The sequence below is a fragment of the Curtobacterium sp. VKM Ac-1376 genome (assembly GCF_015351025.1).
In the GTDB taxonomy this organism is placed as follows: domain Bacteria; phylum Actinomycetota; class Actinomycetes; order Actinomycetales; family Microbacteriaceae; genus Curtobacterium.
The window spans coordinates 104,089-128,984 of sequence record NZ_JADKRV010000006.1 but is presented as its reverse complement, the minus strand read 5'-3'; the positions used below and the strand labels follow the sequence as shown (position 1 = coordinate 128,984).

At 72.4% G+C, this 24,896-nt stretch carries 19 protein-coding genes; 10 read left to right on the top strand and 9 right to left on the bottom strand.

Annotated features, from left to right (window positions below; all coding sequences use genetic code 11):
• The first annotated feature begins 6 nt into the window (after nucleotides 1–6).
• On the top strand, nucleotides 7–1,590 hold the full coding sequence (locus ITJ56_RS09635) for an ABC transporter permease (RefSeq protein ID WP_194630129.1): 1,584 nt from the start codon (nucleotides 7–9) through the stop codon (nucleotides 1,588–1,590).
• A 227-nt stretch (nucleotides 1,591–1,817) separates the two neighbouring features.
• A complete protein-coding gene (locus tag ITJ56_RS09630) occupies nucleotides 1,818–2,105 on the top strand; it encodes a hypothetical protein (RefSeq protein WP_194630127.1) in 288 nt (95 codons plus the stop codon).
• Here the strand turns inward: ITJ56_RS09630 and ITJ56_RS09625 are convergent.
• Nucleotides 2,102–2,614: an 8-oxo-dGTP diphosphatase gene (locus ITJ56_RS09625; RefSeq protein WP_194630125.1), complete on the bottom strand. Its 513-nt coding sequence runs from the start codon at nucleotides 2,612–2,614 to the stop codon at nucleotides 2,102–2,104. The two genes, ITJ56_RS09630 and ITJ56_RS09625, sit on opposite strands and share 4 nt — an antisense overlap.
• 64 nt (nucleotides 2,615–2,678) lie before the next feature.
• Here ITJ56_RS09625 and ITJ56_RS09620 point away from each other — a divergent pair, with 64 nt between their 5' ends.
• On the top strand, nucleotides 2,679–3,029 hold the full coding sequence (locus ITJ56_RS09620; RefSeq protein ID WP_194630123.1) for a tryptophan synthase subunit alpha: 351 nt from the start codon (nucleotides 2,679–2,681) through the stop codon (nucleotides 3,027–3,029).
• Nucleotides 3,030–3,070: 41 nt separating this feature from the next.
• On the top strand, nucleotides 3,071–3,961 hold the full coding sequence (locus tag ITJ56_RS09615; RefSeq protein WP_194630121.1) for an aminodeoxychorismate lyase: 891 nt from the start codon (nucleotides 3,071–3,073) through the stop codon (nucleotides 3,959–3,961).
• Between the two features lie 111 nt (nucleotides 3,962–4,072).
• On the opposite strand, the gene ITJ56_RS09610 is transcribed toward ITJ56_RS09615, so the two are convergent.
• A complete protein-coding gene (locus ITJ56_RS09610; RefSeq protein ID WP_194630119.1) occupies nucleotides 4,073–5,272 on the bottom strand; it encodes an amidohydrolase in 1,200 nt (399 codons plus the stop codon).
• A gap of 118 nt (nucleotides 5,273–5,390) precedes the next feature.
• Here ITJ56_RS09610 and ITJ56_RS09605 point away from each other — a divergent pair, with 118 nt between their 5' ends.
• Together ITJ56_RS09605 and ITJ56_RS09600 are read left to right on the top strand one after the other, a co-directional pair.
• Nucleotides 5,391–6,614 carry a Fic family protein gene (locus ITJ56_RS09605; RefSeq protein ID WP_194630117.1) on the top strand — a complete coding sequence of 408 codons (1,224 nt, stop codon included), beginning with the start codon at nucleotides 5,391–5,393 and terminating at the stop codon, nucleotides 6,612–6,614.
• A 29-nt stretch (nucleotides 6,615–6,643) separates the two neighbouring features.
• Nucleotides 6,644–8,815: a S9 family peptidase gene (locus ITJ56_RS09600; protein ID WP_194630115.1), complete on the top strand. Its 2,172-nt coding sequence runs from the start codon at nucleotides 6,644–6,646 to the stop codon at nucleotides 8,813–8,815.
• 126 nt (nucleotides 8,816–8,941) lie between these two features.
• Here the strand turns inward: ITJ56_RS09600 and ITJ56_RS09595 are convergent, their stop codons facing one another.
• A complete protein-coding gene (locus ITJ56_RS09595; RefSeq protein WP_194630113.1) occupies nucleotides 8,942–10,471 on the bottom strand; it encodes a CYTH domain-containing protein in 1,530 nt (509 codons plus the stop codon).
• Nucleotides 10,472–10,529: 58 nt separating this feature from the next.
• Between ITJ56_RS09595 and ITJ56_RS09590 the strand changes: the two genes are divergently transcribed.
• A complete protein-coding gene (locus ITJ56_RS09590; protein WP_194630103.1) occupies nucleotides 10,530–10,802 on the top strand; it encodes a mycoredoxin in 273 nt (90 codons plus the stop codon).
• A 115-nt stretch (nucleotides 10,803–10,917) separates the two neighbouring features.
• Here ITJ56_RS09590 and ITJ56_RS09585 read toward each other — a convergent pair whose 3' ends face one another.
• Both ITJ56_RS09585 and ITJ56_RS09580 read right to left on the bottom strand, forming a co-directional pair.
• The gene (locus tag ITJ56_RS09585) at nucleotides 10,918–13,044 is read right to left on the bottom strand and encodes a DEAD/DEAH box helicase (protein WP_194630101.1); all 2,127 of its coding nucleotides are present in this window, start codon (nucleotides 13,042–13,044) and stop codon (nucleotides 10,918–10,920) included.
• A gap of 526 nt (nucleotides 13,045–13,570) precedes the next feature.
• On the bottom strand, nucleotides 13,571–14,815 hold the full coding sequence (locus tag ITJ56_RS09580; RefSeq protein WP_194630098.1) for a phosphotransferase enzyme family protein: 1,245 nt from the start codon (nucleotides 14,813–14,815) through the stop codon (nucleotides 13,571–13,573).
• An 80-nt stretch (nucleotides 14,816–14,895) separates the two neighbouring features.
• Between ITJ56_RS09580 and ITJ56_RS09575 the strand changes: the two genes are divergently transcribed.
• A complete protein-coding gene (locus tag ITJ56_RS09575; RefSeq protein WP_194630096.1) occupies nucleotides 14,896–15,981 on the top strand; it encodes an FUSC family protein in 1,086 nt (361 codons plus the stop codon).
• Between the two features lie 174 nt (nucleotides 15,982–16,155).
• Here the strand turns inward: ITJ56_RS09575 and ITJ56_RS09570 are convergent, their stop codons facing one another.
• Entirely contained in the window at nucleotides 16,156–16,464 is a 309-nt protein-coding gene (locus ITJ56_RS09570) for a hypothetical protein (protein ID WP_194630094.1), read from the bottom strand.
• 198 nt (nucleotides 16,465–16,662) lie between these two features.
• On the opposite strand from ITJ56_RS09570, the gene ITJ56_RS09565 reads away from it, so the two are divergent.
• Together ITJ56_RS09565 and ITJ56_RS09560 are read left to right on the top strand one after the other, a co-directional pair.
• Complete coding sequence (locus tag ITJ56_RS09565) at nucleotides 16,663–17,340, top strand: response regulator transcription factor (protein WP_111084549.1); 678 nt, start codon at nucleotides 16,663–16,665, stop codon at nucleotides 17,338–17,340.
• Nucleotides 17,337–18,848: a sensor histidine kinase gene (locus ITJ56_RS09560; RefSeq protein WP_194630092.1), complete on the top strand. Its 1,512-nt coding sequence runs from the start codon at nucleotides 17,337–17,339 to the stop codon at nucleotides 18,846–18,848. The genes ITJ56_RS09565 and ITJ56_RS09560 overlap by 4 nt, the downstream gene beginning before the upstream one ends.
• A gap of 42 nt (nucleotides 18,849–18,890) precedes the next feature.
• Here ITJ56_RS09560 and ITJ56_RS09555 read toward each other — a convergent pair whose 3' ends face one another.
• The 3 genes from ITJ56_RS09555 to ITJ56_RS09545 are packed head-to-tail and all read right to left on the bottom strand — an operon-like array spanning nucleotide 18,891 to nucleotide 24,884.
• Complete coding sequence (locus tag ITJ56_RS09555; protein ID WP_194630090.1) at nucleotides 18,891–22,346, bottom strand: error-prone DNA polymerase; 3,456 nt, start codon at nucleotides 22,344–22,346, stop codon at nucleotides 18,891–18,893.
• Nucleotides 22,347–22,392: 46 nt separating this feature from the next.
• Nucleotides 22,393–24,030, bottom strand: a complete 1,638-nt coding sequence (locus ITJ56_RS09550) for a DNA polymerase Y family protein (protein ID WP_194630088.1) — start codon at nucleotides 24,028–24,030, stop codon at nucleotides 22,393–22,395.
• Entirely contained in the window at nucleotides 24,027–24,884 is an 858-nt protein-coding gene (locus tag ITJ56_RS09545; RefSeq protein WP_228517435.1) for a hypothetical protein, read from the bottom strand. Before ITJ56_RS09545 ends, ITJ56_RS09550 begins: the two co-directional genes overlap by 4 nt.
• Between the last annotated feature and the right edge of the window lie 12 nt (nucleotides 24,885–24,896).

The window sequence follows — 24,896 nt, the reverse complement described above, 5'->3', positions numbered from 1 at the left end:
CGCCGAGTGAGCACGCCGCGGAACGACGTCCCCAGGAACGACGACACCCCGGAGCGATCCGGCGGGTCCCGGCAGTCGCCAGCGAAACCGCGCACCGCCCGGCCCTCTGCCCGTGGGACGAAGCCCCGACGCGGCGCCAGGGTCGCGGGGAGCAAGCGGACCGCACCGCGACGGCAGGCACCCGCGCCCGCACCGCAGCAGTACGGCGCCTACCGCCGGTGGTACTCGACCCTGCACCCGTCGCTGCAGCTCATCGGGCTGCAGCTCTGGATGCCGTTGTTCTTCATCGTCGGATTCTGCCTCTGCTACGTGTTCGCCTTCCACGCCCCGCACCCGCACGACGTCCCGATCGCGCTGGTCGGCAGCGACCCGACGTTCGTGCAGGCCGTGCGACAGGCGCTGCCCGGCGAGTTCGTGTTCCACTCGTACGACTCCCTGGCCCAGGCCAAGCGGGACGTGGTGGGCGGGTCGATGGCGGTCGCGTACGACCCCGCGGCGAACGAGTTCTTCAAGGCCAGCGCGCACCAGTTCCAGGTCGCGAGTCTCATACCCGCCACCCTCACCGCGGTGCTCGCCGGCATCGGTGTCGCGAGTCCGAAGGTCACGGAGCTCGCGCCGCTGCCTACCTGGGACGAGTACGGCACCGTCGCGATGTACGTCATGCTCGCGTGGTGCATCGGCGGCTACATGGTCGCGATGTTCATCGGGATCATGGGCGGCCCGCTCCGGCACCGCACCCGGATGGCCGTGATCGTCATCGGTGGTCTCGTCATCTCGCTGATCACGAACACCCTCGCCGGCCCGGTCCTCGGGGCGATCCACGGGCACTGGATCGAGCTCGTGCTCATCGCCTGGGGCTGGATCGTCGCGATCGGTCTGGCGGTGAACGGCCTGAGCTACTTCGTCGGCCGGTTCATCGCCGCCCCCGCGATGATCTGCTTCGTCTTCCTGTCGATGCCGTCGTCCGGCGGGGCGTACCCGAAGTGGTTCATGCCCGAGCCCTTCGCGTGGCTCAACAACGTCGTCGTCGGCTCGAGCATGGTCGACATGATCAAGCACCAGGTCTACGGCGTCGGGCCCGGACCGGCTCGCGGCCTGATCACGATGGCCTGCTACGCCCTCGCCGGCCTCGTGCTGATGTACTTCGGCAAGAAGTGGTGGGAGCGCCGACGGATCCGGGCGATCGTCACCGGCCGCACCACGATGTTCCAGGACGCCAACACCGCCAACCGCGAGTTCCTCGGCAAGCAGCGCGACGCCGAACTCGAGCGGCACGGGCTCACCTCGACCGAGACCGGCACCCTGAGCGTCCTGCGCGACGACGACTGGGAGGACGACCGCACCGGCGGGGACGTCTTCACGGGCGGCCGCGACGGCCTCGAACCGGGCGCGACGCCGACGGGCCGCATCGCGGTGGTGCGGAGCGGCGAGCGCACCGGCCCCGCGCAACGGCCGGGAGGCGCGGGGACCGGACCGCGCACCCGTCCCGTCCCGCGGACCGACGGTTCACGGGCCCCGGTCCGGTCCGACGCAGCGGCGCGCGTCGACGCACCGGACGAGCCGTCACACGGGCGGCACGCGGACCGGTAGCTCGTTCCTGACGGTCGCAACGCTCTCCCAGACCGACTGCGCGTGCATGTTCCGACGATGCACCAGCCGAACGACTCGTGCACTGTCGAATGATGCACACGCATCCATTACGTGTGCATGTTCCGACGAGGCACCAGTCGAACGACGCGTGCAACGTCGCAGGGTGCGCGTGCATCATCCGTACCGGCACGGACCGGTGACGTCCGGCCGCCGCGTATCCTGGGGGCATGAACCCGCGCATCACCTGGCACCGCGTCCTCATCACCGTCGTCGTCGTGTTCCTCGTGCTGACGGTCGGGTTCTACGCCGCGAGCGTGCTGCTCGCCCCTGCCGACGGCCGCAACACCGCCGGCCTGTTCGTCGGCTGGGCGATGTTCTCGATGATCGGCGCGATCATCTTCGGGATCATCGACTTCTTCGTGCGCCCCCTTGGCGGCCGGAGCGGGGACGCCGACGTGATGGCCGCCGCCGAAGAGGCGCGCACCGGCAGCACCCGTACCCAGCAGACCCGCTAGCCGCCGACCCCCGTGCCGGTGAAGCCCGCCACCGTCGCGTCGTCCTCGGCGAACGTGAACCGCGCGCGCACGCTGCCGCCGTCGAGCACCCCCGGCAGCCAGTACCGGGCGTCGTCCCACATCGCGTCGTAGGGCACCGCGTCGACCGGGATCCACCGCGGCTCCAGCTCGTCGGACCCCGTCGGGTCCCCCTGCCAGCGGCGGCAGACGAAGACGTCCGACACCTGGGACCAGGACGGCCGGTACGGGAACCGGTAGTCCAACGTGCCACGAGCCTCCAGGTCGGCCGCCCCGATCCGCAGACCGACCTCTTCGCGCACTTCGCGCACGGCGGTCTCGACCGCCGACTCACCGGGCTCGCGCTTGCCGCCGGGACCGACCAGGCGGCCTGTCCCGAGGCCACGGCGTTTCTCGCCGAGCAGGACCTCCGGACCGTCCGCGCCGTCACGCAGCAGGTACACGACGACCACCCGGGGGTGCTGGGACTTGCTCTCGTCTGGACGGGTCACGCGTCCAGTCTGACCGATGGAGTGCCGTACGCTCTTCCCATGGCAGGCGGGCTGCGGGGGCACCATGGCTGAGCCCCGCAGGACCGGGCGCAGCCTCGAAGTCCTGCGCGCCGAGGCCGCCGAGGAGATCTCGATGCTCGTCGAGCACCGGAGCCGTCAGGGCGAGGACCCGTGGGACTTCATGCCGACGCTCCCGACCGTCGACGAGCAGGTCGTGCTGATCCTGCGCGCCGATGCGGTCGACCTCGACGAGGCGATCGGCAAGCGGCACGCGCAGTGGTCGACCCACCCGGCGTCCGGTCAGGGCACCGCCCTGGGCGAGGAGTACCACCGGCTACGGCGGATCGCGCTGCAGCACCCCGAGCTCACGCCGGCCGTGTGGAAGCTGCTCGGCGCCCTGCCCGACGCGAGGTGACGCCGCGGGCACACGCACGCCCGTGGGGTTGGATGGGGGGCATGACCGAAACCGTGCTCGCCGTCCTGAACCAGCCCTCCCGCGACGCTGCGCCGCACGATCCCGGAGCCGACGCCTTCACGTGGGCGAAGCCGCTCGAGGAGCACGTGCAGGTGCAGGACCTCGGCGTCACCCGGGGTGACGGCGTGTTCGAGACCATCACCGTGATCGACGGTCGTCCGCAGGCACTCGAGGCACACATCGCCCGGTTCGGCCGCTCCGCCGCGCTGCTCGACCTGCCCGCACCGGACCCGGAGGCCTGGCGGCAGGCCATCGAGGCCGTCTGTGCGCGCCTCGACCCGGTCCGCGAAGCCTTCGCGAAGACCGTCCTGACGCGCGGCGTCGAGGGCACGGACCGCCCGACCGGCTGGGTCTACGCCGCCCCGTCCGGTGACTCCACCGCCGCACGTACCGAGGGCATCTCGGTCGTGCTCCTGGACCGCGGGTACCGGCACGACGTCGAGCGCACCTCGCCGTGGCTGCTGCAGGGTGCGAAGACGCTGTCGTACGCGGTCAACATGGCCGCCCTGCGCGAGGCCGTCCGCCGCGGTGCCGACGACGCCCTGTTCGTCTCGAGCGACGGGTACGTGCTCGAGGGCACGCGCGCGAACCTCGTCATGCGGGTCGGCGACCGGCTCGTCACGCCCCGCACCGACATCGGGATCCTGGACGGCACGACCCAGGCCGACGTGTTCCGGTACGCCGAGGAGTCGGGGATCGAGACCGCGTACGAGCTCGTCACCGTCGCCGACCTGCGGGCCGCGGACGCGCTCTGGCTCGTGTCGAGCGTGCGGCAGGCAGCGCCGATCCGCGCCCTGAACGGTGACGCCCGGCCGATCGACGCCGAGCTGACGACGCGCATCAACGATTTCCTGCTGGCGCGCGAGGTCTGACCCGGCCGGGTCCGCCGGACGTCACCATCCAGCGCCCCCGGCGACACGGACGGGAGGCGCGGATCGCGACGTGCGGGCACGTCGCGATCCGCGCCTCCCGGCTCTTCCCCGCTACCAGCGCGGGGTGGTGACGCCGACGCCGTCCGCCCACTCGAAGACCTGCCGGCCGTCGATCCAGACGCGCGTCGCGCGACTGGTCGCGTCGAGCGGGTCGCCGTCCCAGAGCACGAGGTCGGCGTCCCAGCCCTCGGCGAGGCGTCCGACGCGGTCCCCGAAGCCCAGGAAGTCGGCCGGGTTGACGGTGAGCGCCTCGAGCGCGGTCTGGGCGGGCAGTCCCTCCTTCACCGCGGCGGTGGCCTGGTCGACGAGCATGGTGATCGGCACGACCGGCGCGTCCGTCGTGATGGCGACGCGGACCCCGGCTGCCGCGATCGCGGCGAGGTTCGGGATCCCGCGGTCGCGGAGCTCGACCTTGGAGCGACTCGTGAAGAGCGGACCGTAGATGACGGGGATGCCCTTCGCGGCCAGCACGTCGGCGATCTTGTGCGCCTCGGTGCCGTGGTTCACGACGAGCCGGTAGCCGAACTCCTCGGACAGACGGATCGCGGTCGCGATGTCGTCGTGGCGGTGGGCGTGCTGGTCCCAGACGAGCTCGCCGTCGAGGACCCGGACGAGGGTCTCCTTCGTCAGGTCGCGCGCGAACGGCTCCCCCTTCGCCGCGGCGGCGTCCCGCGCCGCACGGTAGTTCTGCGCCTCGACGAAGGCATCACGGATGACCTTCGCGACGCCGAGACGGGTGGACGGCGTCTGGCCCTTGCCGCCGTAGACGCGCTTCGGGTTCTCGCCGAGGGCGCTCTTCACGCTGACCGCGTCCGAGATGAGCTGCTCGTCGACGGTGCGGCCGCCCCAGGTCTTGATCGCGACGCTCTGGCCGCCGATCGGGTTGCCGGAGCCCGGCTTCACGACGATGCTCGTGATCCCGCCGGCGAGCGCGTCGCGGAAGCCCTCGTCGTCGATGTCGATGGCGTCGATGGCACGGACGCCGGCCGTGTTCGGGGCGGTCATCTCGTTCGTGTCGTTGCCGGCCTCGCCGTTCGCCTCCTCGTGGATGCCGACGTGGCCGTGCGCCTCGACGAACCCGGGCACGAGCCAGGAGCCGGCGGCGTCGATCACGGGCATCCCCTCCGGCGGCGTGACGTCGGGGCCGACGGCGGTGATGCGGCCGTCCTCGACGACGACCGCGCCGCCGTCGAAGGCGGGAGCGGAGACGGGGACGACGTGGGCACCGGTGATCGCGAAGGAGTTGCGCATGCCACCAACGCTACGCGGCGCGAGCGGGCGAGCAGTCGTGCGGTCGTGCGGTCGTGCGGTCGTGCGGCGAAATACGGATTCCTGGCGTCGAGCGTCCGAGCGGCCCTAGCGTCAGGGGATGGCAGACCCGAGCGACACCTGGCCCACGCACGACAGCACCGAGCGACCGTGGCGGAGCGCGGTCCGGGGGCGTCGTGACGACCGCCTGGTGACCTCGGTCCGGGTCGCCCTGCCGCCGTCCATCGCTCGGGCTCGGTGGGTCCCCGACGCCCACACCGAGGCGCTGCTCGACCGCAGCGCCACCGCCCTGCGAGCCCTCGACGTCCACCACGGTTCCCGGCTCGCTCCACTCGGGTCCGTGCTCGGCCGGACCGAAGCCGTGGCGTCGTCGCGGATCGAGGACGAGTCCGCGTCCATCGACGACCTCGCGCGGGCGCTCGTCGGCATCCGGGCGAACCCGGGTGCCACCGCGGTCGTCCGTGCGAGCGGCTCCGTCGAGCACCTGGTGTCCAGCGCCGACTTCGGCACCGTCACCGAGGCAGCCCTGCTCGAGGCACACCGCCTGCTGATGCGCGATGACCCCGTCGACGGACGGTACGCCGGCCGGTACCGCGACGTGCAGAACTGGATCGGCGGCGGTGCCACCCCTCGCGACGCCCGGTACGTGCCGCCACCACCCGAGCTCGTGGCACCGCTGATGGCCGACCTGTTCGCGTTCGTGCGCCGCGTGGACCTGCACCCGATCGCCCAGGCGGCGATCGCGCACGCGCAGTTCGAGTCGATCCACCCGTTCACGGACGGCAACGGTCGGATCGGGCGGGCACTGATCGGGGCCGTGCTGCGGCGACGAGGGGTGACCACGACGGTCACAGCGCCGGTGGCCACCGCGCTCGCGGCCGATCGGCGGCGGTACTTCCGGCACCTGGAGCAGTACCGCGACGGTCGGGTCACCGGGTTCGTGGTCGACCTGGCCCTCGCGATCGGGACGGTCTGCGACGAAGCGACGCTGAGTGCCCTGATGCTCGCCGAGCACGACGCCGACCGGGTCGCCCGTCCCTGCGCGTCGGGGCCGCACGCGGTCGTCGGTCGCGCGCTCGCCGACGACCCGGTCCTGACCGAGGAGCACCTGCACACGCTGCTGCCCGTCGACCGCGCCGAGCGGGTCGTGGCCGACCTCGTGCACGCCGGGGTGCTCCGCCCGGTCACCCGACGCCGCCGCGACCGGGCCTGGGTCGCCCCGGCGGTCGTCGCCGAGCTCGAGTCGTTCGAGCAGCGGGTGCAGGCCGCCGTTTCCGACCGGCGACCCGCCGCCCTGGCCGGACGGGAACCCGCGGCGGCCTGACCGGGGGCACGGGCGAATAGGGTGGGACGGTGAGCAACGAGCACACCGCATCCACTCCGCCCAGCGCCGCCAAGCGGCCCGTGACACGGACCCACCACGGCATCGAGTTCGTCGACGACTACGAGTGGCTGCGGGACAAGGAATCCCCCGACACCCTGGCGTACCTCGAGGCCGAGAATGCCCACACCGACGCCGCGACGGAGCACCTCGCCCCGCTGCGGGACCGCATCTTCGGAGAGGTCAAGAGCCGCGTGCAGGAGACCGACCTCTCGGTCCCCGTGCGCATGGGCGGCTGGTGGTACTTCACCCGCACCGCGGAGGGCAGCCAGTACGGCGTGCACTGCCGTACCCCCGTCGCGGGCCCCGACGAATGGACCCCGCCCGAGGTCACCGAGGGCGAGTCGACGCTCCCCGGCGAGCAGGTCGTCCTCGACGGCAACGCCCTGGCCGACGGGCACGAGTTCTTCTCCCTCGGCTCCTACGACATCAGCGATGACGGCACCCGGCTGGTCTACGGCATCGACGTCGAGGGCGACGAGCGGTACACCCTGCACGTCCGCGACCTGGCCACCGGCACCGATCTCGGCGACGCGATCCCGAACACCGGGGCCGGTGCGACCTTCGATCCGGCCGGTCGCTACGTGTTCTACCCCACCGTCGACGATTCCTGGCGGCCGGACAAGATCTGGCGCCACACGGTCGGCACCGCTGCGTCCGAGGACGTCCTGGTGTTCGAGGAGCCCGACGACCGCTACTGGGTCGGCGTCGGCGTGACGCGCTCGTCGCAGTACATCGTCATCGAGCTCGGGTCGAAGATCACGTCAGAGGCGCACGTCCTCGACGCGGCTGACCCGACCGGCGAGTTCCAGGTCGTTTGGCCGCGGCGCGACGGCGTCGAGTACGAGATCGAGCACGCGATCGTCGGCGGCAGCGACCGGTTCCTGGTGCTGCACAACGACGGGGCCGAGAACTTCGAGCTCGTCGACGTGCCCGCAGACGATCCGACGTCCGAGCGCGACCGCCGGGTCGTCGTGGCGCACCACAGCGAGCGGCGCATCGAGTCGGTCGATGCCTTCGCGGGCCACCTCGCCCTGGAGTACCGCTCCGAGGCGCTCCCCCGTGTGGCGATCATCCCGATCGAGGGCGACGGCTACGGCGACGCGCACGAGGTCCCCTTCGACGAGGCGCTGTTCTCGGTGGGCCTCGGCGGCAACCCGGAGTGGGAGCAGCCCACGCTCCGCCTCGGGTACACGTCGTTCGTCACCCCCTCCGAGGTCAGCGACCTCGACCTGGCGACCGGCGAGGTCACGGTCCTGAAGCGCCAGCCGGTCCTCGGCGGCTACGACCCGGCCGACTACGTGCAGGAGCGCGACTGGGCCACGGCCGAGGACGGCACCCGGGTGCCGATCTCGCTGGTGTGGCGTCGTGACGCGATCGACGAGGGCACCCCGGCGCCGCTGCACCTGTACGGCTACGGATCGTACGAGCACTCCATCGATCCCGGCTTCAGCGTCATGCGGCTCTCGCTGCTCGACCGCGGTGTCGTCTTCGCCGTCGCACACGTGCGTGGCGGTGGCGAGCTCGGCCGGCACTGGTACGAGAACGGCAAGACCCTGACGAAGAAGAACACCTTCACCGACTTCGTCGCGGTCGCCGACCACCTGATCGCCTCCGGCCGCACCAGCGCCGACCGCCTCGTCGCCGAGGGCGGCAGCGCCGGTGGGCTCCTGATGGGCGCCGTCGCCAACATCGCACCGGACCGCTTCGCCGGCATCCTGGCCGCCGTGCCGTTCGTCGACGCACTGACGAGCATCCTCGACCCGGACCTGCCCCTGACCGTCATCGAGTGGGACGAGTGGGGAGACCCCCTGCACGACGCCGAGGTCTACCGCTACATGAGCGAGTACACCCCGTACGAGAACGTCCGCGACGACGTGCAGTACCCGCGGATCCTCGCCGTGACCTCGATCAACGACACCCGCGTGCTGTACGTCGAGCCCGCGAAGTGGACCGCGAAGCTCCGCGAGGTCGGGGCGCCGGTGCTGCTGAAGACCGAGATGTCCGCCGGACACGGAGGCGTGAGCGGTCGGTACGCGTCCTGGAAGGAGCGGGCGTTCGAGCTCGCCTGGCTGCTCGACGTGCTCGGGCTCGCCGACGAGACGCCCGCCGCCGCGACCGCCAACCCGATCGCCGCGGGCTGAGCGCCGCCGCGCACTTCGTGAGCAGAAATGGTCGGGTCCCGAACGGGGACCCGACCATTTCTACTCACCAAGCGAACGCCGCGAACGCAGCGAACGCAGCGAACGACAGCCGCGAACGCAGCCCGCTCACACGCGGTTGAGCGCGTGCACCGCCTCGTCGTAGGACTCCTCGGCCAGGCGCACCCGGTCCCCCGCGAGCACCCCGTACCCGAACGTGCCCTCGCCGCCGCGCTCCGCGATCGCCGCGTTGGCGCGCAGGATGTCGAGGGCGTGCAGGGAGCGAACCCGCTCCGTCAGCACGTCTGCCGCGGTGCCGATCCGCTTCCACAGCGCGTGGGGGAACGCGTCGTCACCGAGCACGTCCATGGCCATCCGCGCCCGCATCGTCGCCTGCCACGCGGCCTCGGTGGTCCCGCGGTCGGCTGCTTCGCGCTCGGCGGCGGTGTCCGAGGTGTCGTCGGCGACCGCAGCGCGGACGAGTTCGCGAACGCGCGGCTTCACCTCGGCACCGACGTCCTGCGCGACCTGCTTCGGCGACCGGAGCGCCCACGCCGTCGGCGCCGGACGCTCGACCGCGTCGTCGAGGGCGTCGAGCAGCTCGAGGAACGGCTCACCGTGCAGGAACGCCACGACGTCCCGCACCGACTGGTCGCGGCGTTCGCGTGTCGAGGCGAGGATGCGCTCACGGGTCATCGCGTCGACCAGGTCGTCCTGGGCCGGCGACGACGCCCGCGGCAGCCGATCGATCAGGTACTCGGCCAGCGCGGCGCGCGCGGTGACGGCCGCCAGGCCGTTCGCAGCCTCGGCGGCACGGTCGACGGCGTCGCCGGCGGGGAACGCCGGACGGTACCCGCCCAGGATCGCGGCGATCTCGAGGGTGGTCTCGGCCGTCTGCCGGAGGTCGGTGGTGTCGCCGGACCGGAGCCGGGCCTCCTGGCCGAGCAGCGCGACGCGCAGCTTGCGCAGCCGCTTCGTCAGGACGCGTGCGGTCGTGCCCTTGGCCGGCTTCTCCTCGGTCTGGAGGCGCGGTGCCGGTGCTCCGGCCAGCCCGCGTGCCAGCTTGGACGCGACGGCGGCGGGGCCGGCACCGACGGTCGCGAAGCGTCCGTCGAGAGCCGCGAACAGCTCGTGCGCGACCTGCGGGTCGACGTCGCCGACGGTTTCGACCTCGATCTCGCGCCAGGTGCGCGCGGTCTCCGGGGCCTCGTCGTCCAGGCGCTGGGCCGTCACGTGGTCGTCGGCGAGCTCGGCGATCTGGTCGCCGTCCTCGTCGAGCAGACGGGACACCGTGCGGGTCGTGGTGATGCGCACGACGGGGTGCAGGCCGCGGCCTCGACGTTCGGTGAACAGCGCGGCGAGGACCTCGTCCGGCACGGCGTCGGCGTCGTCGGTCAGGGGGAAGTGCTGCTCATGGCGGATCGTGTCCGACTCGGAGCGCTTGATGTGCCAGCCGGCGTCGGGGCCACCGGTGCGACGACGAACGGTCACCCGTGCGGCCACCAGGTCGTACCGCTCGGTGTCCCAGTAGGTGGCGTCCAGTTCGAACGGCTCCTGGTGCTCGGTGCGGAGGATGCCGCCCGCGCCGACGAGGTCGGGCAGAGCACCGCCCTCGGGCAGGTCGTAGGTACGCTCGATCTCGAGGTGCGTGTGGCTCACACGCTCCTGTCTACCAGGCGTTGCGCGCTTTCCCTGCACCCGGGGTTAGCCTGCTGGGATGAGCGACACGATCACCCGCGAGCAGTTCACCCCCGAAGCCGGCGCGGTCACGATGTTCACCACCACGTGGTGCGGCTACTGCGCCCGGCTGAAGAACCAGATGACCAAGGCCGGCGTCCCCTTCACCGAGGTCGACATCGAGCAGACCCCGGGCACGGCCGAGCTCGTCGCCCAGGTCAACGGCGGGGACCAGACGGTGCCGACGCTGGTGTTCCCCGACGGCACGACGGCGACCAACCCGTCCCTGGCCGAGGTGCAGTCCCGCATCTGAGCGCCGCCGCGCGCGCCCCGGCGCGACGCCCCGCACAACCAAAGTCCGTCCGAACCGCACGATCGCGTGGTTCGGACGGACTTTGGTTGTGCGAGAGGGACGCGCGCCGCGGTCGCTAGCCGCCGAGGGCCTCGGTGAGCAGCGCGGCCATCGCGTCGAGCTGGATGTCACCGGAGTCGACGACTTCCTCGTCGGAGCCGTCGAGCGCGCGGGCGGCCAGGGACGCCTTCGAGTCGATGAGCTCGGCGATCTTGGTGTCGATCGTCTGCGCGGCGATGATGCGCCACGCTGTGACGGGCTCTTCCTGCCCGATGCGGTGCACGCGGTCGATCGCCTGGGTCTGCTCGGCGCTCGTCCACGACAGCTCGGCGAGCACGACGTTCGACGCCACCTGCAGGTTCAGGCCGACGCCGGCGGCGGTGAGCGAGCAGACGATGACGGCGACGTCGGGGTCGTTCACGAACGAGTCGATCTGCGCCGTCCGCTGGGTCGCCGTCTGGTCGCCGCGGATGGTGGCGGTGCGCAGACCGCGGCGTGCGAAGACCTCTTCCGCCTGGTCCATCACGTCGAGGTGCTTCGCGAAGAACACGACCTTGCCGACGTTCGACGCGAGCTGCGCGGCGTAGTCGGCCGCGAGCTGGGCCTTGGCGCGACCGATGCGGCGGACCATCGAGAACACGTTCTCGCCGGTCGACGAGGCGTCCTGGTCCTCGAGCTCCCAGCGGGCGACCTGCCGGACGAGCCGGTGGTCGATGCCGACGACCGGGTCCTGCCCGGTGCGGGCGTCGAGCGCCTGGTGGTACCGGCGGACGAGCTTCGCGGTGAGCTCGCGCTCCGCGTCGCGGATGGAGCGGCCCTCGTCGCCGTCGAGCTCGACGGGGATGTCCGCGATCCGGCGGGCCGGGATGTCCGCGGCGACGTCGACCTTGCGGCGTCGGACGATGCCCTGGTCGACCACAGCACGGCGGGCCTCGACGAAGAAGCCCGGGTCGGCCGGCGTCAGGCCGATCTCCTCGAGCTCGTTCATGAGCTTCGCGCGCGGCTTCTTGTCGTCGATCCAGCCGAGGTACTCCCAGATGGTGCGGAAGTCCTCGACCGAGTTGATGAGCGGCGTACCGGTCAACGCCATGAGCAGCGGCGCGGCGGTGCGCTGCCGGATGCGCTCGGCGATCTGCAGCACGAACCGTGCCCGCTGCGAGTCCTTGTTCTTGATGAAGTGCGCCTCGTCGACGACCATCCCCTTGAACCCGAAGTTCCCGAGCCACCCGGCGTGCCGGTCGAGGATCTCGTAGTTCACGATGACGATGTCGGCGAACCCGTCGAGGTCGTTGCCGTCCCCGTGGATGACGGTCGCACGGTGGTTCGGTACCCAGCGCTCGGCCTCGCGCGCCCAGTTCGTCTTGACGACGTTCGGCACGACGACGAGCAGCGGGAAGGCGTTCGCGGCGTCGGCGGCGAGCAGCGACTGCGCCGTCTTGCCGAGACCCGGCTCGTCGGCGAGCAGGAACGTGCGGTGTCCCTGCGCCGCCGCGGCGACGAGTTCCGCCTGGTGCTTCATGAGCGTGGTGCCCGAGCGCGAGTGCAGCGACGTGGGCTCCGGCAGCGGCATCGTCGCCGCTCCCCCGCCTGCGCCGTACTCGAACGACTTGAACAGCGGCCCGAACAGCTCCCAGTTCGCGAGCCGGCGCGGGTGCGCGACGGGCTGGTCGGCGAGGGCGAAGTCCGGCGGCATGAACGGGTTCGCGAGCTGACGCTGCACGACGGCCTGCGGCACGACGGCACGGACCGGGGACTCGACGACCGGCGCGGGCTCCGTCGCGATGACGAGGTCCTCCGGCTGGAGTTCCATGCCCCCGGCGATCATCATGTCGCGCTTGACCGCGCGGGTCGCCTCGGGGACCGGCAGTTCCTCGGCGAGGAGCTGGATGACACTCGTGTCGCGCGCCGCCGTCTTCGCCAGGATCGTCGCGACGCCGTCGAGCCGCTTGAGCTGCTCGGCGCGCTGCGCATCGGTGAGGTCGGTGTCCGCCTTCACCCGTGCACGCTCCTCGCGCATGAGCAGGGCGACGGCCTGGAACTTCGTCCGGTTCGACGCCTTGAGCGGTCCGCGCTGCGCCGCTGCCTCGACCTCGCGCACAGCGCGAGCGAGGACGGGGATCACGCCGTCGTTGTCCAGCGGCCTGGTGCGACGTGACGCGGTCCGCGTCCCGCCGGCAGCTCGCCGGGTGCCTGATCGAGCCAACGCTCCTCCTGTTCCGCCCACGCATCGGGGCGATCCGCCCTCGGGCGGGAAGTCCTGCACCGGAGCCTTGCGCGGCACCGGTCCGGCTGCGGGCCACCGTGGCCCGCTGCTACGCCGGTCCCCGCATCGGGACGTCCGGTGGACTCCCGCGGTCCGCTCCACCACGAGCGCCCGGTGGGCACAGGGTGCGACGGTCCGCGCCGGGATCCGGCGTCGTCACACGCACGTGACGCCCCCACGGAGCGGTCACGGCCCGGTTCCCGCATCGATCAAGTGACCGACGGCTGCGTCCGGAATCGACGCGGCACGCGGGAACGCGGTGCGTGCGCACTCAGTTTACTCCCGGACCACCGACGGAGGCGAGTCGGGGTCACCCGCGCGCGTCGCGCCTCCCGTCCGCCGGTAGCGACCACCCCGCGACAGCGACAGATCGCTGGTTCCCCGCCCGTCCAATCCGCGGAAGCGACGGAATGCCACGGATGTTCCGCGCCGACCTGTCGCTTTCGCGACGGTGACCACGGTCGGCTCAGACCTGCGGCGCGGACCGCGGACGGGTCGATCCACCGGTCGGGAGGCTCGGGGCCGCGTCCGCCAGGGCGGCCTGCGTCGCGGCGAGGAGCTGTTCGGCCGTCTGGATCCCGTTGGCGGAACCGGTGGTCGCCTGGCCGCCGGCGTGCGCCAGGAGCTGCGCGCCGATGGCGGGGCCGATGCGGTCCGCCTCACGCGGGTTGCGCGCGACCCAGTCACGGGCGATGGCATCGGCCAGGCGCTCCGCGGCCGCACCGCGTTCCGCGTCGCCCCGCGAACGGTGCCACAGGCCGGTGACGACGAGGTGCGCGACGACCGCGCCGACGTCGCGCACCGGGAATCCCCACCCGGCGGTGTCGATGTCGAGCAGGCCGGAGATGCGCCACGGCTCGTCCTCGTCGACGAACACCTGCTCGAGGTGCAGGTCGCCGTGCACGACCTGCTTCGTCGAGCTCGACCACCCGATCGAGCGGCGGCCGATCGCGTCGTACAGCCGGTCGATCTCCTCGGCGTCGTGGGGCAGAGCGGCGACGAGCGTGCGGCGGTGCCAGTCGGCGTGGTCCATCGCGTCGGCACGGGCCTGCTGGGTCATCGGGACGGTGGCGACCCGGCCGCTCAGGGCGGCGAGCGACGCCACGAATCGCGGGTCGTCCGCGATGTCGAGGATGCGGCTGCCGGCGGGCACGCCGCGGATCCGTTCGAGGACCAGCAGGCCGTCACCGCGGCTGGAGAGCACGCGCGGCACCGGCAGGCCGGCCGCGACGAACTGCTCGTGCGCCTGCACGATCGGGGCGACCCGGTGCGGGCGGACGATCTTCAGGAACAGCGTGCGCTCGGGGGCGTCGATCCGAACCACTGCACGCTTGCCCGGTCGGTAGGCGGCCACCGTGAGCACCGGGTCGGTCACGGGCATGCCGAGCGTGGTGAGCAGCTCGGCGACGGCGTCGCGGTAGGTCGCCTGGGGCAGCACCGGCAGACCGGGGTCGTTCGGGTACGCCCACACCGAGACGGGTTCGTTCGTCGCGGGGTCGGTGACGATGGCACTGTTCTGGTCGTGCGTCCCGCCGGTGTCCACGTAGGTCAGGACGGTGGCACGCTGGCCGTTCCGGTCCACCGTGTCGACCTCGTAGCCGTACAGGTAGCCGTTGCCCGAGGGCTCGACCGAGTGCGCCCGCGCGGCCACCACGGAGGTCCCGGAGCCGGCGAAGGCCTGCGGGATGACGCGCTCATGGTTGGGCCACACGGCATCAGTCAACCGTGTCGCGGCGGTTTCGTCGCGTTCGTGCACGGCTCGGCGCACGCCCGGTGGCTACCGTGGTCGGTGTGAACCCGGTCACGCGTCTCCGCAGCTCCAGTCGCACGCCGTTCCTGCAGGTCGTGAAGACCGCCGTCGCCGTCGTCGCCGCCGTGCTGCTCTGCCGCCTCGTCATCCAGGGGCCGTTCCCGACCTTCGCGGCCATCGCTGCGCTGCTCGTGGTGCAGCCGAGCATCAACCAGTCGTTCGTGAAGGGGCTCGAACGGAGCGCGGGCGTCGTGATCGGCGTCGTGCTGGCCACCGGCTTCCACCTGCTGCTCGGCGACGGCGTGATGGTGGTGCTGCTCGTCATCGTGCTCGCGATCCTCATCGCCTGGGCGCTCCGGCTCACCCCGACCTCGGCGACGCAGGTCGGGATCAGCGGGATGCTCGTGCTCACCACCGGGGTCGTCACGCCGAACTACTCGGCTGACCGCATCCTCGAGACGGTGATCGGCGCGGTCGTCGCGCTGGTCGTGAACGCGCTCATCGTGCCGCCCGTGCTGCTCGAACCGGCGCACCTCGCCGTCGCGCGGCTCGCCCGCGACACCGCGGTGGCGTTCGAGCGGATCGCGATCGGCCTGACCGAGGGATGGGACCGCGACCGCTGGGACGAGGCGCTCGTCGCTGCTCGTGCACTCCGACAGCAGCACGCCAAGGCCGAGGCATCGCTCGGCTCAGCGCGCGAGTCCCTCACGATGAACCCGCGCGGCGGCCGGCACCGGACGATCCTCGACCGCGACGTCGCGATCACCGACCACCTGCGGGTCCTCGTCACCCGCGTCACCGGCATGACCCGCGCGATCCGCGACAACAGCGCGCCCGACCTCCGGGCCGACCCGGTGGTGCACGGCATCGCGACCGAGGTGGCGCGGATCGGGGCCGACGTCCGGGCGCTCAGTGCCCGGGTCGAGTCCACGCGGCTCGACCCGGCACTCGGCGCGGGCGGACTGACCGACGGGGACGACGCCGACGCGTGGACGGACGACTCTGAGCCCGCGCTGACGGCGCCGCTCGAGGTCGTCCGCCCGAACTCGCGGCACTGGGTGCTCATCGGGGCGCTGCTCGAGGACATCCGGCGGGTGCGCGAGGAGCTGCTGGGCGAGGACGACTGACGAGCCCGTGGGCGGCTGACCGGCGGTGGACGACTCGCCGCTGATGTGCTCGCGTGCTGACGTGCTGACGTGCTGACGTGCTCGCGTGCTCGGGTGCTGGCGTGCTGGCGTGCTGGCGTGCTGGCGTGCTGGCGTGCTGGCGTGCTGGCGTGCTGGCGTGCTGGCGTGCTGGCGTCAGCGTGCGGCTCGCGCCGCTTCCGACGCGGACTGCACGACGTCGCACCAGATCACCGCGGCGGGCACCGCCGACGCCGATTCCGGCGCCCCGGCTTCGGCGTAGCGGGTGATCTCGGCGACGACGGCGTCGCTGCCGACCTCGCGTGCAGCGCGGCTCGCCACGTCTGGCACCGCCGTCCGCAGTTCCGCGACGACACGGTCGCGCGGGACGTCCTCCAGCTGCGCGAGTGCGCCGATCCCCTTCCACGCCGCGTCCAGTTCGGCGCGCAGGCGCACGATGGCAGGGTGGTCGATCGAGTCGTTCATGGTCCCCCAGTGCTGCGGGCGGCGCATCGGGTCGCGCTGTCCGCTGCGGGAGCCTAGCAACGAAGCAGACGCCGCTCACGCCCCTAGAACGTGGGACAGACCGTTCTGCTCTGTCCTGTGACGAGATTCAGCGAGTTCGGCCCGCAGAACGGCCCAGTGAGCCCGTTCGATGCCACGATGGGTCCGAGGAGGTCCACTATGCGGCTGTTGGTGGTCGAGGACGACGACGAGATGCGTGCCCTGATGGAGCGAGGACTCGCTGCCGAGGGGTACCGCGTGACGGCGGTGGAGAACGGGGTCGAGGCGCTCATCGCCCTCGGCGAGCAGGCGTTCGACCTGGCCGTCGTGGACGTCATGATGCCCGGCATGTCCGGGTTCGAACTCGCACGGCGCATCCGCGAGCGCGAGGACCCGGTGCGCATCCTGCTCGTCACCGCGCGCGACGCCGTGGACGACCGCGTGTTCGGGCTCGACGCCGGTGCGGACGACTACCTCACGAAGCCCTTCGCCTTCGCCGAGCTCACCGCTCGGCTCCGGGCACTCGGCCGCCGCGAGTCCGCGGGAGCGCCGCGGACGATCGAGGTCGGCGACGTCTCGATCGACTCCGAGGCACGCCGCATCTCGATCAAGGGCCAACGCGTCGCCGTGAGCCCGACCGAGTTCGCACTGCTCCGGTTGCTCGCCCGGTCCGCCGGCAGCGTCGTCGACCGCCCGAAGATCCTCGAAGAGGTCTGGGACGGGTCGCAGCACGTCGACCCGAACGTGGTCGAGCAGTACATCTCCTACCTCCGCAAGAAGCTCGTCGCACACGAGGCCACCGTCGCGATCGCCACGGTCCGGGGCCGCGGGTACCGCCTGGATCTGCTCGGGGCGTGAACGGGGCCGCCGACCCGCCACGATCGGACCGCCGACGGCGCGGTCCGATCCGGCCCCTGCGGCTGCTGTCGCTGCGGTCCCGGATCACCATCGGCTCGACCGCGATCGCCGCGATCGTCATCCTGCTGCTCGTCCTGGTGATGCGTTTCCAGGTGGTGAGCGTGGTCGCCAGTGCGACCCGCACACTGCTCGACGCCGACGCCGACCCGTACGTCGCCACGCTCGAGGTCGACAGCGATCCCGACCTGTCGCCACCTGGCAACGCGCAGCTCGTCGCCGTCGTCTCGCCGTCCGGCGACATCGTGCTGTCCACGATGCCGGACCGCGTCGAGCAGGCATTCGGCAGCCTGACGTCGACCGCCGCGGGGACCTCGATCATCCGGGTCTCCGGGTCCGAGTACCGCGTCGTCGTGGAGCATCCCGTCAACCAGGCCGGTCGCTGGACCGTGGTGGCCGCGAGGAACTCGCAGGCCGAGGCCATCGTCGTCGACGACCTCACGACGACCCTGTCGCTGACCGGTGTGGCCATCCTCCTCGCGTTCGGCATCGCGTCCTGGGTGCTGGCGACCGCCGCACTCCGTCCCGTGAACCGGATGCGGCGTGAGGCGGAACGGCTGTCTGTGGCGCCCGAGCGCGCCGAGCTGCCGGTCGGTCCCGCGCAGGACGAGCTGGCGTCCCTGGCCACGACTCTGAACGCGTTCCTCGCTCGGACACGACAGGCCACCGAACGCGAGCGCCAGATGGTCTCGGACGCCAGTCACGAGCTCCGGACGCCCCTCGCGATCCTGACGACCCAACTGGACCTCGCCTCGCTCGACGGCGACGACGCGGTGGCCCTGGCCGCACACATCGAGCGCGCGAAGCACAGCGTCGCCCGGCTGTCGCGACTGGCGAACGACCTGCTCGCGCTCTCGCGGATCGAGGAGTCCGAACGCCGTGAACAGGACGGGGACCAGCGCCCCGACACCGCCTGGTCGGACCTGGGCGACGAGGTGATGGCCGCGGTCGACCGCGTCCGGCTCATCGCGTCGGCGAAGGACATCACCGTCGACTTCGACCTCGAACCCCCGGTCGCGGTCGGTGGCTCAGGCCCGGGCATCGGTGGCGGTACCGTCGAGCCGCACTACCGGATCGACACCGGTGGGATGGCACAGCTCGTGACGAACATCGCGGGCAACGCCGTGGCCGCGCTCCCCCGCGGCGGCGGCATCTTCGTCTCCTGGCGCAGTACCGGCGGCGAAGGCGTGCTGCAGATCACCGATGACGGCCCCGGTGTCCCCGAGTCGTTCATCCCGGTCGCGTTCGACCGGTTCACACGCCCGGACGAGGCCCGGACATCGCGGCCGCACCCGGACACCGCCAGCGGGGCGGGCGCCCTGCCCGGCGGTTCCGGCCTGGGGCTGGCGATCGTCCGTGCGGTTGCGGAACGGGCGGGAGGCACGGCCTCGCTCCGCAACGTGCCCTCCGGTGGACTCGAGGTCACGGTGCGCCTGCCCGAGGTGCGCTGACCACGCCGGGCACGTCGCCGCGCCGGTCACGTCGTCCGCCGGTCACTGGAAGTCCCGCGACCGCGTCCGGACGGACAGCGACAGGTGCTCGATGCGGTCCGCCACCAGGTTGACCACGCCGTCGGGCGAACGCTCGAGGATCCCCCGGACGATCACCGCCGGGGATTCACGCGCCACCCGGCGGTAGCGGCCCCACACCCCGACGCTGCAGATGACGTTGACCAGCCCGGTCTCGTCCTCGACGTTCAGGAACGTGATCCCGGACGCCGTCGCCGGGCGCTGCCGGTGCGTCACGATTCCGCCGACCTCGACCCGACGGCCCGTCTCGGCGGTCGCGGTGTCCTGCACGCTGAGCACCCGACGTGCGGCGAGCCGGTCCCGCACGTGCCGGACGGGGTGGTCGTCGGTCGTCATGCCCGTCGACCACATGTCCGCGATCAGGACGTCACCGCTCGTCATCTGGCCGAACAGCGGCGGCTGCACGAACACCTGCGTGTCCGGCAGCTGGTCCGGACGCTCGGCGGCGGCCTGGGCCGCCGACCACATCGCCCCGCGGCGGTCGATGTCGAACGGCGCGAAGGCGTCGGCCGCGGCGAGGGCCTCGAGCTGCGCCGTGGTCAGGCCGACCCGGCGTGCCAGGTCGGACATGTCGGTGAAGGGGCCGGCGGCGGTGCGCTCGGCGACGATCTTCTCGGCGGTCTTCCGGCTGAGGGACGCAACCTCGGCGAGTCCGAGCCGCACCGCGAAGGCACCGTCGCGGCGGTGCCGTGCGGTGTCGTCGGGGAGCGACTTGTCGAAGGGCAGGACCGGCTGCTGCTCGGTGGTGAGGCAGGCGTCGTCCCCGGTCGGCGGTGCGGTCTCGCCGTCCGGTGCGGCCCCGCCGCCCGGTCCCACGGCCGATCCGTCGGCCAACGGTTCGAGCGTCGCGTCGACGCCCGACCGGAGGATGTCCGGCCGGAGCACCTGGACACCGTGCCGCCGGGCATCGGCGACCAGGGTCTGCGGCGAGTAGAAGCCCATCGGCTGCGCCCGGAGCAGGGCCGCGAGGAAAGCGCCCGGGTAGTGCAGCCGCATCCACGCGCTCGCGTAGACGATGAGGGCGAAGCTGATCGAGTGGCTCTCCGCGAAGCCGAAGTTCGCGAACGCCTGGATCTTCGCGTAGATCGCGTCGGCGTCCGCACCGTGGATGCCGTTGTCCGCCATCCCCGCGTAGAGCTTGTCGCGGAGCCGGTCGATCTTCTCGTGCCCGCGCTTCGAACCCATCGCCCGCCGCAGCAGGTCGGCGTCGTCCCCGGAACAGTTGCCGACCGCGATCGCCATCTGCATGAGCTGCTCCTGGAACAGCGGGACCCCGAGGGTGCGTTCGAGCACCGGTTCGAGCGCCGGGTGCAGGTACGTGATCGGTTCCTCGCCGGTTCGCCGCCGGATGTACGGGTGCACCGCACCGCCCTGGATCGGCCCGGGACGGACGAGGGCGACCTCGATCACCAGGTCGTAGAACCGCCGTGGGAGCAGTCGGGGCAGCGTGCCCATCTGCGCGCGGGACTCCACCTGGAACACCCCGATGGTGTCCGCACGACAGAGTTGGTCGTAGACCCCCTGTTCCTCTTTCGGGATGGAGTGCATCTCCCAGCGTTCCCCGCAGTGCGCATCGGCGAGGTCGAACGAGTACTGCAGCGCCGCGAGCATGCCGAGCCCGAGCATGTCGAACTTCACGAGTCCCATGAAGGCGCAGTCGTCCTTGTCCCACTGCAGGACGGTCCGGCCGTCCATCCGGGCGGGCTCGATCGGCACGACCTCGCCCACCGGGCGGTCGGTCAGCACCATGCCACCGGAATGGATGCCGAGATGCCGCGGGAACCCGAGCACGTCGCTCGCGAGCCCGACGACCGCAGGCGGGATGTCGTGGTCCTGGCTCTCGGTCACGGATCCCCACCGCTCGACCTGCTTCGACCAAGCGTCCTGTTGCCCCGGACTGTGCCCGAGTGCCTTCGCCATGTCGCGGACCGCGCCCTTCGGCCGGTAGGTGATGACGTTCGCGACCTGAGCGGCGTTGTACCGCCCGTACTTCGCGTAGACGTACTGGATGACCTCCTCGCGGCGGTCCGAGTCGAAGTCGACGTCGATGTCGGGCTCCTCGTCGCGCATCGCCGACAGGAACCGTTCGAACGGCAGTCCGTACCGGATCGAGTCCACCGCGGTGATCTCGAGCAGGTAGCAGACCGCCGAGTTCGCCGCCGAGCCGCGCCCCTGGCAGAGGATCCCCCGGCCGCGGGCGTACTGCACCATGTCGCGCACGATCAGGAAGTACCCGGGGAAGTTCTTGTCCTCGATGACGGCGAGCTCGCGTTCGATGCGCTCCCGTTTGCGCGGGTCGACGCCGTCGGCGCTGCCGGGGTAGAACCGCCGGGCCCCGGTCCAGGTGAGCTCGCACAGCCACGACATCGCGGTGTGCCCGTCCGGGACGTCGAGGTCGGGCAGCCCGGGCTTGACCGTCCTCAGGCGGAACCCGAGCTCGTCGGCCAGGGCGACGGTCTGCTCGATCGCACCCGGGTAGCGTCCGAACCGCCGAGCCATCTCGGCGCCGGACCGCAGGTGCGCGGTGTCGGCGGCGGGCAGCCACCCGTCGATCTCGTCGAGGCTCCGTCGGGCTCGGACCGCAGCGAGTGCGGTGGCCACCGGGAAGCGGTCGGGAGTGGCGTAGTGGACGTTGCCCGTGGCGACCAGGGGCAGCGCGTGCTTCGCGGCGAGGGCAGCCAGGGCGTCGTTGCGGGCGCTGTCGAGCGGGTCGCCGTGGTCGAGCAGCTCCACCACGACGTTGCGGCTGCCGAAGCGGTCGAGCAGCGTCCGGAGCGCCGCCTCGGCCGCGGACTCCCCGCCCCGTTCGAGGGCCTGCCGCACGGTGCCCTTGCGGCAGCCGGTGAGCACGCGCCAGTGGCCGTCCGCCCGCGCCGCCAGGTCGTCGAGGTCGTACTGCGGGCTGCCCTTCTCGGACCCGGCGGCCAGGTGCGCGCTCGTGACCGCACCCGCGAGCCGGTGGTAGCCGTCCTGCCCGTCGGCGAGCAGGAGCAGGTGCGAGCCCTCGGGGTCGGGCACGCCGTTCTGCGGTTCGGTCAACCCCAGCGAGAGCTCGGTGCCGAAGACGGTGCCGACCTCTGGGTACGACTCGGCGACCTCGGCCATCCGGGCGGCCCCGTAGAAGCCGTCGTGGTCGGTGAGGGCGAGGGCGTGCAAGCGGAGCCGAGCGGCCTCTTCGAAGAGGTGCTCGGGCTGGCTGGCGCCGTCGAGGAAACTGAAGGCCGAGTGCGCGTGCAGCTCGGCGTACGGCACGGCGGGGCCGCCGTCGGTGTCGAGCGCCGACGGAACGTAGGGTTCGCGCTTCCGCGACCACGCCGGGCTGTCCCCGCCATCACCCTCGTGTGCTGTGCCCGGGCTCCGCTTGTCGGACAGGGCGCGCTCGAACTGCGACCACGGGATGGGTGGGTTGCTGTAGCCCATCAGGGCACGCTCCTGCTGTTGCTGGTGGTGGTGGTGGTGGTCTGGTTCACGTCGCGACCGCCTCGGCCCACCACCGGTGGTCCGCCAGGACCAGGTACCAGGCACGCCCCTCGGCATCGACGAGCTGCAGTCGGTGCAGGCGTCGGCCGCCGGACTCCCACCAGCGCACGACGAGCGGCCACGGACCTGCCCAGGCCGTGACGGCGGCGAACCCGCCGCCCCGGTCGCCCCGGTCGCCCTCGGCACGGAACCGTTCGGGCACGCCGGACAGCACGCCGCGCTCATCGACGTCGACGCTCTCGCCGCTGGCGGCGACCACGTCGACGGGTCGGGGTCGCTCGAGCACCGTGGCGGGCGGCGGGCCGGGCAGCTTTCCGGGCCACGGACGGTCGCGGACGGTCGCCAGGGCGCGCTCCCCGCCGGGAGGCGCGTCGCCCCACGGCACGAGCACCACACGCTCCGACAGGGTGCGGCCACCGCCGACGCGGGGGCTCACCACACCGTCGTGCCCGACCATGCCCTGGATCCGGGCGAGCCCGTGGTGCACGCGCTCGTCCGGGCCGGAACCCCACAGGCCACGCTCGTGGTTCGCCATGTCGTCGACGGCGACCGGCTCGAGCACGACCGCGATGACCGGCGCCTCGAGCCCGGTCGGGTCCACCCCGCCGGCGAGCTGCCAGCGCACCCGGTCGACCACGTCGGCCGCGTCGAACCAGCGCGGGTGCGCCCACGTCCGTTCGAGCAGGATGTCCCGCTCGTCGAGGATGCCCACCCGGATGGTCGTCGCCACGAGCCCCGCGGCACGGAGCCGCTCGGCGAAGTCGTCGGCGGACCGCCGGAACGCGAACGCGATCTGGTCGGCCCGGTCGAGCGGTGGTTCGAACGACGCCTCGATCCGGAGTTCCGGCGGGATCTCCCGCGCCGAGATCTCCCGCGGGTCGCGGCCACCCGCCAGCCGGTGCAGGAACGCTCCGGCGATGCCGAACCGTTCGCGCACCTGCTCATCACCGAGCGACGCGAACTCGCCGAGCGTGGTGATGCCGAGCCGGTCGAGCACCGTCGCGAGGTCGGGGTCACCGAGGACGCCGAGCGGCAGCTGTGCGAGGAAGTCCGAGGATCCGCCGACCGGCACGAGTCGCACCCGTTCACCGGGACGCACCGGACGGGCCCGCGCCGCCTGCTCCGCCGCGAACGGTGTGTCGGCCACCCCGGCCCGCACCGCGGGGGCGCCGTGGTCAGCCGCGATCCCGGCGAGGGTCGCCGCCGCGGCCCGTTCGCCCCCGTAGTACCGGGCCGGGCCGCGGGCGCGCAGGGCGAGGGTGCCCGGACGCAGGACCTCGACCCCGGGGACCGCTGCCTCGACCGCACGGATGACGGGCTCGAACGCGCGGTGGTCGAGCGCGTCGTCGTAGGGCTGCACGACCAGCTCGGGGCAGCGTGCCTGTGCCTCGCGCACGCGGAGGCCCCGAGCGACGCCCTGCTGCCGGGCCGAGGCGGAACTGGCGAACACCAGTCCCTTCGCGACCAGGGCGAGGGGCTGCTCCGGCGGGGTCCCGGCCGCGCGGGCCGCCGCGATGACCGGCCAGTCCGGGCACCACAGCACGATGGTCCGGGTCGGCGGTGGTTCGGGCAACGCCGCACCACGGGTGATCGCGTCGGCACGGACGCGGCCCGGGGCGATCACGACGCCACCGCCACGGGCCGCAGCACGCGGGTGTCCCCGGATCCCACCGTCGCCAGCGGGGTCGCTGCACGGACCGTGCCGTCCGCCGCCGGCAGGAGCAGCTCGGCGGTCGCCGGACGCGTGGCTCCGGCCCGACCGGTCGCGGTCACGGTGGCTCGGCGCTCCGTCAGGTGCCCGTGCCCCTGCCCGATGCCGCTCCACGTCGACGACGTGACGCGCAGTGTGACGTCCGCTCCCGGCCAGGAACCGAGCGCGACGAGCGCCCCGCCACGCTGCCGCAGCCGGGCCGACAGCCGTGCAACGTCGCCGGGGACGACCCGGCCGAGGGGTCGGGTGAGGACGACCTGGGCGACGTCGGCCATCGCCGCCGTCACCGCGAGCCACTGGTCGCCCGGATCGGGGACGAGCACGAGTCGTTCGAGATCGATCCCCGCCGCCACCGCGGCCTCGACCCCGAAGGACGGCACCCCGACGACCGCACACCACGCCCCGGCCGCCGAGGCCGCCTGCAGCATGGTCATCGCGAGCAGCACCGACTCGGGCACGGCGTAGGTGCCGCCGGCCCGGATCGCGCCACCCGGCAGCAGGGGTTCCAACGCGGCGGCCGTGGGGAGCCCGGCGGTGTCGACACGGGTGGACTCCATGTCGGCGACCCGCGACCGCAGGGACGTGATGCGGTCCAACGCCGCACGAGCGTCCCCGAGGTGGTCGGTCCCGCGACGGGCACCGCCGCCGGCTCCGCGTGCAGCACCGCTCCGCCCACCCCGATCCGGAGCGGCCGACCGGAGTGCCGTCGCCGTCTGCATGCCCTCATATTCGAACATGTGTTCGATGATGTCAATCGCGTCCGACATCCGTGGACAGTC